The organism is Staphylococcus sp. GDX8P114P-2 (assembly GCF_017892945.1).
GTDB lineage: Bacteria > Bacillota > Bacilli > Staphylococcales > Staphylococcaceae > Staphylococcus > Staphylococcus arlettae.
In genome coordinates this window covers 99,253-112,667 of sequence record NZ_JAESMB010000007.1, presented here as the reverse complement: position 1 = coordinate 112,667, position 13,415 = coordinate 99,253, and the positions used below count along the sequence as shown (strand labels likewise).

Genomic DNA, 13,415 nt, shown 5'->3' with positions numbered 1-13,415 from the left:
ATTACCCTATTAAGTTATATTTTTCGTGAGTGAGCTCACTCTATCCAATTAGCTATAATTTCCAAAATTATTAAATTCCTTTACATGTTTTCTCTAACAATCTTACTATGTGGTTGTATATAATGGATAAGTAGGGGTGGGGATATTATGAGTTATGACACTTTAACTATGTTGAAAGCACATGCGATTGAATTATTAGGTATTGAAGTACAGTCTTATTTTATAGATGATATATCAGGCTTAATTAATAACATTAAAACGCCTTTTACCAATACGCAACGCAAACAATTTACAGAAAAATTCCGTTATTTTATTCAACGCATGAAAAGTAATAAAATTTATCATTATCGTAATTATTTTGGAGTCAGCGTGTTACTTTTTAAATATAATAAACAAAATAAAGTATATTTGGTCGGACCTTATTTAGAGCAGCGTCCAAACGAACAAAAATGTAAAGCTATGTTAGAAGAGTTAAATGTAAAGGTTACAAAATTAAATGTATTAAAAGAATATTTGCTACAAATTCCAGTATGTAATCACATTAAAGCGCAAAAAATGTGTCGGCTAGTCGTCCGTTTTATTAAAGAAAGACAATATGTGTATGAAATTGAAGATATCAATTTTAATTTTCATTTAAATATTAATAAACAAGCGACTTATGAAGTACAAACACAATATATCACTCAAAATTTGGAAGCACGATATAATCTGGAAAATACATTGTTGATAGCAGTGGAAAACGGCAATATGAAAGAGGCAATGCTAATTTTAGAAAAGATGAATATGAGTGTCGCCGGTTTAAAACGTGTGAGAGATAATATAAAAAATGCACAATATAAGGCATTTATTGTTAATGTACTTTGTCGTAAAGCTGTTGAAAAAGCAGGTGTTAATTTATTAACTATAGATTACATATCTACGAAATATGCGAAACTTATTGATCAAACGGAAGATGGGGAACTACTATATGAAGTAATCCGACGTATGGTAATAGAGTATACAGAAAGTGCCATTAAAGTAAAAGCTACGACTTACAGTCCTAAAATTAACAAAGTTATACAATATATTGAAATAAACTTGTCACGGCAGTTAACTTTGAAGCAACTTGCCTCATACGTTGACTTAGCTCCAGCATATTTATCTCGAATTTTTAATAAAGAAATGGGTTGCTCGTTAGCTCAATTTATAACGGAATTACGATTAAAAAAAGCTAAATCGTTACTTAATAGGACAGATATGACTGTAACACAAATTGCACAAGCTGTTGGTTATCAACAGACGAGTTATTTCACCCAAAAATTTAAAGAATATTATAAAGTTACCCCTTTAAAATATCGTAATCAGTAACCTGAAATTCACATGAAACCTATGCTTTTATGAATGATTAACATAACGGTGGCTACTTATGTAAAATTTATAATGAAAATGTAAATATAATAATTTTTACATGCAAATATAAGAAGTTAAGCTCAAACTTAACTATTAAAAAGCTACGTCACACATGTTATTGCTAAGTATAATAATACAAGTATCCAATGTCAGAGAAAGCCCGAAATTACAACTTTCACTCTATTTAAAACACAAAATTAAGAGTTCAACAATATATAACAACGTTGTTATATATTGTTGACTGTTTTCTATATAAAAATATAATAAGCATTAGTAAGCGAATAAAAGAAGCAATGAATATATGCAAAGGAGGAAAAAAATTTAACTACATAAGAAAACGCTTACATTCAGGGTGCTAGCTATTATGCGTGTTTTTACAAAGGGGTGAAATTATGGTTGTAACGAAATTAAAGCCGGCAAATAAGAAATTAAAAACATTTAAAGCCATTCAAGAACCTAAACTGAAGATGAAAGAAAAAATATCATACGGTTTTGGTGATTTAGGTAACGGCATGATGTTTGATATGGGGCAGATTTACTTACTAAAATTTTTAACTGATGTCTTAGGAATTTCAAGTGTCTACGCTGGTTTAGTCTTCTTAGTATCAAAAATCTTTGATGCATTTGTAGACGTTGGTGTAGGAAGTTATATAGATAATCAAAAAAATTATAGTAAAAAGGGGAAATTCAGACCATTTATTATATATGGCTCACTGCCGTTAGCAATAATGACTGTTGTCACTTTTTTAACACCTAATTTTAGTGAAACAGGAAAAATCATTTGGGCATTTGCAGCTTATATGGCATTTAATGCTGCTTATTCAGTAGTTAATATTCCATATGGTTCATTATCAGCATCAATGACTTTAAATGCCGATGATCGAACGCAACTCTCAGTTTTTAGAAATATGGGCTCTCAAGGTGCTTTGTTTTTAGCAGGTGTGTCAGTTATACCAATAGTTAGTTTATTCCCGAATGAAGCGGTGGGTTATCCTATTGCAGTCGCAGTGTTAGCAATATTTGGAATGGTATTCCATGTGATTTGTTATAAAGGAGTAAAAGAGCGACATGTTGTAGAACGACCTGATGTTAAAGGTTTAGGTAAAAAAGCTTTTTTATCATTATTTAAAAATGTACCATTTATTGTTTTAGTAATTTATACGTTATTGACAATAACTGCTCAATTTTTAAAACTAAATGTTCAATTATTCTATTTTGACTATGTACTAGGTCAAGAAGGATTAGTGGGCGTTGTAAGTACATTAAATGTAATTGTCGTTATACCGGCTGTAATTCTCACAACGTATATAAGTAAGCGTGTCGGTAAAAAAATGACAGCTATAATAGGAACGGCTGGTTTTTCAATTTGTGAGTTATTGAATTTTACATTATTCGGTGGAGAAGTAATTCCATTTTTAATTGTAAATACATTAGGTTCCATGTTTTTAGTTATTCCAACAACTGTATCATGGGCATTTATTGCAGATGTTGTGGAATACGGACAATGGCAAAATGGATTGCGTTCTGAAGGTATTATTTATTCTAGTTATAGCTTTACTAGAAAGTTATCTCAAGCTTTAGCTGGTTTCTTACCTGGTTTAGCACTTGCTATGGTAGGTTTTAAATCAAATGTGGAACAAACAGCAAGTACAATAGTTGGCATGAAATTTGTTTTCTTCGGTTTTCCTTTAATTATAACGATTCTAGGATTATTCATATTTTTAATTTTCTATCCATTAACAGATAAGCGACATAATCAAATTGTAAAAGAATTAGCATTACGTGAAGAACTATAATCAATCGAAAGGGGCATACTATTATGCTATATCCAATTACAAATGAAACAAGAACGACGTTAGATTTAAATGGTGTTTGGAGTTTTAAACTAGAACATGATCATGACAATATTGATGTCTCTCAACCATTAAATACAGACAAAGTAATGGCTGTACCCGGTTCATACAATGATCAAGGTGTAACAACGGAAATACGTAATCACGTAGGAAATGTGTGGTATGAACGTCAATTTACTATTCCTAAAGTTTTAGAAGGTCAACGTTGTGTCTTACGTTTTGGCTCGGCAACACATAAAGCAACAGTGTATATTGATGGCAACATAGTTACTACACATACTGGAGGATTTTTACCATTCGAAGTGGAACTAGATACACAGGATGCTATTGGTGAACATCGATTAACTGTATGCGTAAATAATATACTAGACGAAACTACATTACCAGTAGGCAAGTATTATGAGCAAGAAGGTCCAAATAATACGACCATTAAAAAGAATGATCCTAACTTTGATTTCTTTAACTATGCAGGTTTACATAGACCTGTAAAAATTTATACAACACCTCAAACTTATATACAAGACATTGCAATTGTGCCTGAAGTATTAGAAACACACGCAAAAGTCAATTATGATGTGTCGGTAAATAAACAAGCAGAGGTGCATGTGCAAGTATTAGACGAACAACAACAGGTTGTAGGTGAAAGTACTGATGCTAAAGGAACAATTAACATTGATAATCCTACATTATGGCAACCATTAAATGCATACTTGTACCAGCTCGATGTTTCAATTATTAATAATGGAACAGTCGTAGATACTTATAGAGAACCTTTTGGAATTCGTTCAGTTAAAGTTGCTAATGGCCAATTTTTAATTAATGACAAGCCCTTTTATTTTAAAGGTTTTGGTAAACATGAAGACACATATTATAGTGGACGTGGGTTAAATGAACCAGCGAATGTGTTAGATTTTAATTTGATTAAATGGATTGGTGGTAATTCATTCCGTACTTCGCATTATCCATATTCTGAAGAAATGATGCGTTTAGCTGATGAACAAGGCATTGTTGTTATTGATGAGACAACAGCAGTAGGTGTTCATCTGAACTTTGATATGGTATTAAATGGTGGCACGAATAGAGATACATTTAAAGAAATAGGTACTAAAGAAGCCCATGAAGCGGTGATTGAGGAATTAATTGCACGTGATAAAAACCATGCTTGTGTTGTAATGTGGTCAATTGCTAACGAACCAGCATCAAATGAAAAAGGTGCAAAAGAATATTTCGAACCACTTATTAACTTGGCACGTGAACAAGATCCGCAAAATCGTCCTGTAACTATAGTTACAATACTGACATCACAACCAGACGTCTGCCAAGTTCAAGATTTAGTAGATGTCTTATGTCTCAATAGATATTATGGTTGGTACACACAAACAGGTGACCTTGAAGCTGCCAAAATAGCTTTACAACAAGAACTGGACGCATGGGGAGAAGCTCAACCTAATAAGCCTATTATGTTCACAGAATATGGTGCAGATACTTTAGCGGGACTGCATACTGTTACAGATGAGTTGTTTACTGAAGAGTATCAAGTCCGTTATTATGAAGCTAATCACGAAGTAGTGGACCAATATCCAAACTTTATTGGTGAGCAAACATGGAATTTTGCTGATTTTGAAACTAGTGCTGGCTTAATCCGTGTACAAGGTAATAAGAAAGGTATCTTCACTCGTGAACGTCGTCCGAAATCGGTAGCATATTATTTCAAAAAACGTTGGGAAAATATTCCAGATTTTGGTTATAAAAATTAATACTTTCCGCGTGTAATGATAGTCATAAAATAGAGTTGTTGTATAAGTAACAAAATAAAGATGACGTAGTGTGAAAACTTTTTAGATGGTTCATACTTCGTCATTTTTACTATATAAAAATTGTCCATTAGGAATAATAAAAATGACTATTTTGTGAAGTTAATCACAAATTCTTTTAATTTAATACAGAACTGTGTAAGATAAAAAGTGTAAAGACAAACTCACAAAGTAAATTATAAGTTGGAGTGATAAATTATGAGAGCAGTTATTGAAAGTGTAATCTTTTCAAATGAAAGTAGCTATGACATATATAAACATACCGGTGTTAACCAAGGCATGATAAGTGATTTGAAAGACGGTTATCGGAGCATTGATTATATTTGCTATGTGAACGCTGAAAAGTTGTATAACTATGGCAAAGTACTATTGTCAGCTTCATAATTAAATGAAAAGCCAAGTATCCTCATAAATGAAAAGCCAAGTATCCTCATAAGTGAAAAGGATAGCTTGGCTTTTTATATTGCTAAATATATGCTTTGAAATTGGTTTTAACCTCGTTATAGTCATACTCTAAATTGTACATGCGCATACGTATGTTGTCTTCGCTAACATATGGGATACGTAAATGATCATGGTTATTAATGTAGCGACGAAATTCTCGTTCAAGGTATTTACGATGATTTAAGTCTAAGTCAATCCATTCTTCTGCTGAAAAGAGCTCTGCAAACTTAAAGCTAAAACTTGTACGATCCTTTTGTTGACGTAATGCGTCTAGTCGTGTATCGAAAGTCATCATTAATCCCCCTAAAATATTATGATTACATTCTAGTTTATACTACCAAATAAACTTTTGCATGTATTTATCGGTAGTAATTGGCTCACTAAAGCATAACAGTAAAGTCTCTTTATAGAATATGATAAAGTGAACGTAGTAAAAAAGTAAAACAGATGGAGGTAAGAATTTTATGACAGAATTAGCGAATAAAGTGGCAGTCGTTACGGGTGCAAGTAGTGGTATTGGAGCAGCAATAGCTAAATCATTTGCTAGCCATAAGATCAATCTCGTATTAGCAGGAAGAAACGAAACACGTCTTAAAAACGTAGAAACAGAAATTACAACGCAATATGATGTAAATGTAGAAACACATGTAACTGATGTTACATCAAATGCGTCTGTCAACGGGCTTATTGAATTTACAAAACAAACTTTTGGTCAAATTGATGTTTTAGTTAATAGTGCGGGACAAATGTTATCCTCAAGTGTAACTGAGGGCAATGTGGACGCATGGGATACAATGATAGATGTTAATATTAAAGGGACATTGTATGGTATTAATGCCGTAATACCAGAATTTTTAGCACAATCTTCTGGTCACATTATAAATATTGCGTCTATTTCTGGCTTTGAAGTTACAAAACAAAGTACATTATATAGTGCGACAAAAGCAGCAGTGCATACTATTACACAAGGGTTAGAAAAAGAATTAGCGAAAACTGGTGTAAGAGTTACGAGTATCTCACCAGGCATGGTAGACACACCGTTAAGCAGTGATACAGACTGGGGCGGACGTAAAAAATTAGAAGCTAACGACATTGCGGAAGCAGCAGTCTATGCTTTATTACAACCAGCACATGTTAATGTCAATGAAGTGACAGTACGTCCGGTTTAATTAGATGGCATAAGAAAAAAAGAGGCTGGGAGAATACTGATTCGTCCCAACCTCTTTTCATATGGGCAGTAGCTGACTGTTTGCTATATTGGCAGTTTTTATGCACGCTTTCCGTGGGCACTGCCTCAGCCTGTAGTCTTCGGCTAGTGCTTTACCCACAGGAGTCGGCATAAATACTGCCAACAGGATATAGGTTATATGTACCAGATGATTTGATAGGTCGACATTATCTCCTACTAAGTAAATATACGAAAAAGCACTATTATTTTGACAAAACTATATAAGTAGAAAATAAACAAACCCTTCGCAAATTAATTCAAAGGATTTGTTTACGTTATGGAGGCTAGAACATCATTGCTTTGTTCTAGTCTCTTTTCATATAGGCAGTAGCTGACTAGCTTTGAAAATGCGCTTCGAACCAAGCTTGTTTCAAAGCTAGTCATCCTTGCCGGGGTGGGACGACGAAATCATTTTTCCAAAATCAGATTTCTGTCCCACTCCATATTTTATTCTAAACCTCTTTTCATATGGGGCAGTAGCTGACTGCATTGAAAATGCGCTTCGAACCAAGCTTGTTTCAAAGCTAGTCATCCTTGCCGGGGTGGGACAACGAAATCATTTTTCCAAAATCAGATTTCTGTCCCACTCCCTTGAACTTACCAATTGTCTATATCAGAACGCTCTCCTTTAAAGTTGTTGGACTTTTTATGGCGTTCTGCAAGTACTTGTTCCACAGATGCAAAGTCGATATCTAAAGCTTGCAACAAGACAAATAAATGATAAAGTAAGTCAGCAGTTTCGTTGGTTACTTCATTTTTATCTTGTTTCATACTACCAATAACTACTTCAAATGCTTCTTCACCAAACTTTTTCGTGATTTTTTCTAGTCCTTCTGCTAATAAATATTTAGTATATGAATTGTTTTTAGTAGAGTTTAAACTGTCGACAATTGTTTCTGCTAGGTTTTGTACATAAAATGGTACTGTAGTATTGAAACAACTTTGGCTGCCTGTATGACAAGTTGGTCCATTAGGTTTGACTTCAATTAATAAAGTATCTTGATCACAATCTAAATGCATTGAAACAACCTCTTGAGTATGGCCAGATGTTTCGCCTTTAACCCATAAACGTTCTTTAGAACGTGAATAGAAACAGACAATTTGATCAGCGATGGTTTTATCATAAGCAGCTTTATCCATATAACCTAACATTAATACTTGCTTAGTAGTGCTATCTTGTAAAATTACTGGGAGTAACCCTTTACTAAAATCTGGTTGTTGGGTCATCGTACTGGAATACCTCCTTCTGACATACATGTTTTAATCTCATCTACGGTAGTTTCTTTATCATGTAATATACTCGCAGCTAACCCTGCAGAGACATCTGTTTGTTTAAATAAATCAACAAAATGACTCGGTTTGCCGCCACCACCTGAGGCGATAATTGGAATGTTAACGCGTTGTTCAATTTCATGTAAATGTGTGACATCAAAGCCTTGTTTCATACCGTCATGTGTCATACTTGTAATCAATAACTCTCCTGCACCTAAAGCTTCAACTTCTTGCACCCAATCATATACACGTTTGTTAGTGCGCTGTTTACCACCATGTGTGTAGCAATAATAGTCTTCGAGTTCAGAGTCATAGTTACTATCAATCGCTATACAAATACATTGGCTACCAAATTTATTACTCGCTTCTTTGATAAATTGTGGGTTTTTTAAAGCACTAGAATTTAGAGATACTTTGTCAGCACCATGATTAAGTAATTGAGAAATGTCATCTAATGTTGATATGCCACCACCAACAGTTAATGGTATGAAAAGTTTGGCGGCTGTCTCTTGGATGACATCTAATACTAAATCATGTCCTGCTTCTGTTCGTGAAATATCTAAAAAGACTAATTCATCAGCACCTTGATCATTATAATAGAGTGCATAATCTACAGGGTTACCAATATCGCGTAAGCCTTTAAATTGAATACCTTTTACAACACGTCCATCTTTAACATCTAAACAAGGAATGATTCTTTTTTTTATCATTTTAAGCCCTCCCAAAATTCTGGTTTGTGTGCGGCTTTTCCTACAATGGCAGCATCGACGCCTAACTGTTCTAATTGTGTTAAGTCATCTTGATTTCTAATGCCTCCCGATGCAATAACAGGTATGTTAGTTTGACTGGCAAGCTTTCCTGTTATTTCAAAATTTGGTCCTGCCATTCGTCCATCTTTGGAAATGTCAGTATAGATAATACCTGCTAATGGCAAGTCATTGATTTGTTCCAAAAATTCAAAAAGGTCCAGTTGTGCATCTTGTTCCCAACCATTAATCTTAATAGCTTGTTTATAAGCATCGATGGAAAGGCAAATACGATGTGGGAAAGTATGTGTTATTTCAATTAGCCATTCAACATCTTGAATAGCCTTTGTCCCCACAATACAAAAATCAATACCATCATTAAAATATGTGTTAATTGTATCTACAGTACGGATGCCACCGCCTACTTCCATAGGTTTTTCAGTTAATTGTCTTAAAGTATGAATATAGTCATGTTCAATTGCTGATTGTGCTTTAGCACCAATTAAATCAACAATATGAATACGGTCTACACAGTCAAATTGACTATAAAACTTAATACTTTCTTCGGCACTTTTGGCCATTTTTTCCTCAGAATCATATTTACCTTCTGTTAGTCTGACGCTTGTTGCATTGATTAAATCAATTGCTGGCCAAAGTTTGATCATTTGAAAATCCTCCTTGAAGTGCTTGGTTTAAAATTGAAAGGCCATACATACCACTTTTTTCAGGATGGAATTGTATACCGGTAAAATTTTTATATTGAACAATTGCAGGTATTAGGGTGCCGTAATCAGCATATGCAACTACATAGGGTGACATCTCCGCTTGATAAGAGTGCACAAAATAAACATCTTTATTTAATGTAGGTATAGAGCTACTTAAGTTATTCCAGCCCAAATGTGGTACAGGGTAGGTGGTCTTAATTGGTGTCACTATACCGGGAATTAATTTCAAACCATCAACATCACCTTCAGCGCTATGCTCATACATTAATTGCATACCTAAGCAAATACCAATAACTGGAATATTAGTAATTTGTTGTAATGTAGTTATTAAATTTCGAGATGCTATAGCTTGCATGGCATCTCGAAAATGACCTACGCCTGGTAAAATAATCGCATCGGCTTGACTAATTTCAGAAGGTTGATCAGTAAGTATTGAATTGTAACCCAAATGTTCAACTGCACGTTGGATATTTTTGATATTGCCTAAGCCATAGTCAATAATTGCGATCATTCAATCACGCCCTTGGATGACGGGATGCCTTGGTAATCATTCGCTGTCAGTGCTGATTTTAATGCACGTGCAAATGATTTGAAAATTGCTTCAATTTCATGGTGAGTGTTCCCACCTCTAATTAAATCAATATGCGTCGTTAATCGAGCATTTATGACAAATGCTCGAAAGAACTCTTCTACAAGCTCAGTGTCAAAAGTGCCTACTTTTTCCTTGCTTAAAGTTGCATTAAAAGATAAATAAGGGCGACCACTAATATCAATTACGGTACGTGCAAGTGTTTCGTCCATTGGCACGTAGCTCGCAGCATAACGTTGGAATGTAGTTTTGTCTTTGACCATTTCTAATAGCAATTGACCGAGTACAATACCGATGTCTTCAGTAACATGGTGATCATCTACTTCAATATCACCATTTGCTTCTATATTCAGCGTAAGTTTGCTGTGAAATGAAAATAAAGTCAGCATATGATCTAGAAAACCAACACCTGTTTTGATATTACTAGGTGCATTATCATCTGATAATGTGATTTCTAATTTTGTTTCAGCTGTATTACGCGTTTTTTGATAGTTCATAGTCTTGCCTCCAGTCTTTGATAAGTTGCGCTAAAGTATTTAATTGCTCATCTGTAGCAATGGAATAGCGTACATAGTCTTGCATTATAGTTTCGTCGTAGAAACGTGGTAAAAAACCGTGTTGGTAAATATATTGTCCTAATGATTCAGCTGCTTCTCCTTGTGTTAACACAAAGTTTGTCGCAGATGAGAAAATAGTCATCAAATGTGAAACTTCTTGATTTAACATATCACGTAACCGTTGTGCCAAATAGCGTTGATGATTAATAAACTGTTTTGTTTGCTCAGGGCGTTCAAACATATATAATGCTATTTTTAGTGTAACTGTATTTAATGGATATGGATGTTCGATTTGTTTGATTTTAGCAATCGTTGAAGCTGTACTAATCAATACGCCTAAGCGCAAGCCAGCCAAACCAAATGCTTTTGATAGTGTACGCATTTGTAATACATGATCTACTTTCTCAAAGCTATAGGCAGTGCCAAAATCCAGATACGCTTCATCAATCACAAAGTAGCCACCTATAGCATACATTTTATCAGCAATAGCTTGTAAAAATACCGAATCGTATTGTTTACCTGTTGGGTTGTGCGGATTGCTCATAATAAAAAATGCAGGTCGTACTTCTTCTATTCGTTGTAAGATTGTGTCTAAGTCGAATGTTAGATTAGCTTGTGCTTCAACAAAATGAATAGGGCGTTTGACTTGGGCAGCATATGCCTGGTACATAAAAAAGTCTGGATTAAGTGTTAACACTGGCCCGTCAGGCATAATTAGCATAAGTTTTTGAATCAATTCATCTGACCCATTACCAGCGATAATTTGTTCAGCTTGGAAGTGATAAAAATCGGCATAAGCTCGTTTGAATTGTTCATATTCTGCATCAGGATAAAAGTTAAAAGCAGAATCATTAATAATAGTCGCCAGTTGACTTTCAGATAACGGCCGTAGTGGACTTTCATTTTTGTTTATTCTAATCATTGTCATACTCCTTTGATGTACGAATAGTAATAGATTGTTCATGATTATAAAGCTGTTCCGTATGTGCAATTGTTTTTGCACTTTGCTGTATATCATTAAATGTCTTTTGCGATAGGTTGATTACGGAATGGCGTGTTAAAAAATCATTGACCGATAATCCATTAGTGAAACGAGCATTTTGATTTGTTGGCAAGACATGACTCGGTCCAGCCACATAATCACCAATCACTTCAGGTGAATAGTGGCCTAAGAATAATGCGCCAACAGAGCGAACATGGTGTAAGTACTCTTCTGGATTTTGTGTTTGAATAGAAGCGTGTTCAGGTGCAATTGTATTCATGATATCGCATGCCTCAGTAAAATCGTTTGCCACAACTAAATAATGGTTTTGCGTTAAGCTTGCTTTAACAATATCTTGGCGTTCAATTTGAGTAAGTGTCGCTTGGATTTTATCTTCTAGTCTTTTCAACAATGAAATATCTTCACTAATAACAAATGTACGTGCTAATTCATCATGTTCCGCTTGTGCAAAGACATCGTAAGTGACTGCATCTAAATCTGCTGTGTCATCGATGATAAGGGCAATTTCACTTGGACCAGCAATTTGATCGATACCAACATTACCGAATAAGTATTTTTTAGCATACGCTACGAATTGATTTCCGGGACCAACAATTTTATCAACTTGAGGTATAGTTGCTGTACCATAAGTTAAAGCAGCGATACTTTGCGCACCTCCTACTTGATATACTGAAGTTACACCAGTAATATAACAAGCAGCAAGAACAACATCAGGGATACCTTCTTGTTGTGGAGGTGTAACAACTACAATGTTTTTGACTCCAGCAACTTTGGCTAAAGTTGCTGTCATTAAAACAGTAGATGGATAACTTGCTTTGCCTCCCGGTACATAAATACCAACACTCTCTAAAGGATGATACAATTCATAACATTCATCTTGGCCTTTACGTTCTTCCCATTTAATAGATTGTTGGAATGCTTCGATGCGCTGATGACTTTGTTGTAAAGCACGCTTTAAATCCTCATCTATGCGTGCATAGGCAGCCTCAATCTCTGCATTAGATATTTTGAGCTCTGGATTATCGACATGATCAAATTGTTTATTATATTGCAGTAAAGCACGGTCGCCATGTTTTTTGACATTGTCACAAATGTCTTTAACTATCGAATATAAATCTTCATTCAAAGAAGCGGTTTCTGATAAAGTATTAAAAAATGTTTCTTTATTTAAGATCAATGACTGATACCTCCAATCGTTTGATTAAGCCTTCGATTTCTGTTGATTTTTTAAAGTAGGCTTGTTTATTAGTAATAAGTTTGGCATTGATAGGTTTAATAGTCTCTTTTTCAACAAGTCCATTTGATTTTAATGTAGTACCAGTTTGCACAATATCTACAATACCGTCTACCATATCAACAAGACAGGCAAGTTCTATCGATCCAGACAGTTTAACTAATTCTACATCCATACCTTGAGCTTCAAAATATTGACGTGCAGTTTGCATATAAGAAGTTGCGACTTTAGTAAACTCAGTTGTTTCGGGTTTAGCAGCTAATGAAAAGTGACATTCACCAAATGGTAAATCTAATAAATTATTAATAGTGTAATTGCCTTCTTCTAAAATATCGCTACCTACAATTCCTACATCAGCAACGCCTTGTTCTACATAAATAGGGACATCGCTACCTTTAACTAACACAAATTGAATGTCGTTGACCGTAATTAATAATTGGCGTTCACGGTTTTCTAAAGCATTCACGATAGCTTGTTCATTTTTATTTGCTAAATAACTTATAAAACTTTTTAATAATCTTCCTTTTGCGAGTGCAACGGTAAGCATAATATTCTCTCCTT

At 34.4% G+C, this 13,415-nt stretch carries 14 protein-coding genes; 5 read left to right on the top strand and 9 right to left on the bottom strand.

The annotated features are described in order from the left end of the window. Nucleotides 1-147 precede the first annotated feature (147 nt). The 4 genes from KA845_RS02935 (at nucleotide 148) to KA845_RS02920 (ending at nucleotide 5,440) form a co-directional block, all read left to right on the top strand. A complete protein-coding gene (locus KA845_RS02935) occupies nucleotides 148-1,347 on the top strand; it encodes an AraC family transcriptional regulator (protein ID WP_103388733.1) in 1,200 nt (399 codons plus the stop codon). A 434-nt stretch (nucleotides 1,348-1,781) separates the two neighbouring features. After that, the gene (locus KA845_RS02930) at nucleotides 1,782-3,185 is read left to right on the top strand and encodes an MFS transporter (RefSeq protein WP_103388734.1); all 1,404 of its coding nucleotides are present in this window, start codon (nucleotides 1,782-1,784) and stop codon (nucleotides 3,183-3,185) included. Between the two features lie 23 nt (nucleotides 3,186-3,208). Further along, nucleotides 3,209-4,999, top strand: a complete 1,791-nt coding sequence (uidA, locus tag KA845_RS02925; RefSeq protein WP_103388735.1) for a beta-glucuronidase — start codon at nucleotides 3,209-3,211, stop codon at nucleotides 4,997-4,999. 255 nt (nucleotides 5,000-5,254) lie between these two features. Further along, nucleotides 5,255-5,440, top strand: a complete 186-nt coding sequence (locus tag KA845_RS02920; RefSeq protein ID WP_210127785.1) for a hypothetical protein — start codon at nucleotides 5,255-5,257, stop codon at nucleotides 5,438-5,440. An 82-nt stretch (nucleotides 5,441-5,522) separates the two neighbouring features. Here the strand turns inward: KA845_RS02920 and KA845_RS02915 are convergent, their stop codons facing one another. Beyond that, entirely contained in the window at nucleotides 5,523-5,792 is a 270-nt protein-coding gene (locus tag KA845_RS02915; protein WP_002510003.1) for a DUF1413 domain-containing protein, read from the bottom strand. Between the two features lie 172 nt (nucleotides 5,793-5,964). Between KA845_RS02915 and KA845_RS02910 the strand changes: the two genes are divergently transcribed. Continuing rightward, nucleotides 5,965-6,669, top strand: a complete 705-nt coding sequence (locus tag KA845_RS02910) for an SDR family oxidoreductase (protein WP_021459759.1) — start codon at nucleotides 5,965-5,967, stop codon at nucleotides 6,667-6,669. A 656-nt stretch (nucleotides 6,670-7,325) separates the two neighbouring features. Here the strand turns inward: KA845_RS02910 and hisIE are convergent. Genes hisIE through hisG form a run of 8 tightly spaced genes read right to left on the bottom strand, consistent with a single transcriptional unit; the run spans nucleotide 7,326 to nucleotide 13,401 of the window. Next, nucleotides 7,326-7,955, bottom strand: coding sequence for a bifunctional phosphoribosyl-AMP cyclohydrolase/phosphoribosyl-ATP diphosphatase HisIE (gene hisIE / locus KA845_RS02905; protein WP_103388736.1), 630 nt, complete (start codon nucleotides 7,953-7,955; stop codon nucleotides 7,326-7,328). Continuing rightward, entirely contained in the window at nucleotides 7,952-8,710 is a 759-nt protein-coding gene (hisF, locus tag KA845_RS02900) for an imidazole glycerol phosphate synthase subunit HisF (protein WP_002510006.1), read from the bottom strand. Before hisF ends, hisIE begins: the two co-directional genes overlap by 4 nt. Then, a complete protein-coding gene (gene hisA / locus KA845_RS02895; RefSeq protein ID WP_002510007.1) occupies nucleotides 8,707-9,411 on the bottom strand; it encodes a 1-(5-phosphoribosyl)-5-((5-phosphoribosylamino)methylideneamino)imidazole-4-carboxamide isomerase in 705 nt (234 codons plus the stop codon). Before hisA ends, hisF begins: the two co-directional genes overlap by 4 nt. Further along, nucleotides 9,386-9,982 (bottom strand): imidazole glycerol phosphate synthase subunit HisH, encoded by a 597-nt coding sequence (gene hisH, locus KA845_RS02890; protein ID WP_002510008.1) that lies wholly within the window; start codon nucleotides 9,980-9,982, stop codon nucleotides 9,386-9,388. Before hisH ends, hisA begins: the two co-directional genes overlap by 26 nt. Further along, nucleotides 9,979-10,557, bottom strand: a complete 579-nt coding sequence (hisB, locus tag KA845_RS02885) for an imidazoleglycerol-phosphate dehydratase HisB (protein WP_002510009.1) — start codon at nucleotides 10,555-10,557, stop codon at nucleotides 9,979-9,981. Before hisB ends, hisH begins: the two co-directional genes overlap by 4 nt. Then, a complete protein-coding gene (locus KA845_RS02880; protein WP_002510010.1) occupies nucleotides 10,535-11,539 on the bottom strand; it encodes a pyridoxal phosphate-dependent aminotransferase in 1,005 nt (334 codons plus the stop codon). Before KA845_RS02880 ends, hisB begins: the two co-directional genes overlap by 23 nt. Continuing rightward, nucleotides 11,532-12,794: a histidinol dehydrogenase gene (hisD, locus tag KA845_RS02875; RefSeq protein ID WP_031266806.1), complete on the bottom strand. Its 1,263-nt coding sequence runs from the start codon at nucleotides 12,792-12,794 to the stop codon at nucleotides 11,532-11,534. The genes KA845_RS02880 and hisD overlap by 8 nt, the downstream gene beginning before the upstream one ends. After that, the gene (gene hisG, locus KA845_RS02870) at nucleotides 12,784-13,401 is read right to left on the bottom strand and encodes an ATP phosphoribosyltransferase (protein ID WP_002510012.1); all 618 of its coding nucleotides are present in this window, start codon (nucleotides 13,399-13,401) and stop codon (nucleotides 12,784-12,786) included. Before hisG ends, hisD begins: the two co-directional genes overlap by 11 nt. Between the last annotated feature and the right edge of the window lie 14 nt (nucleotides 13,402-13,415).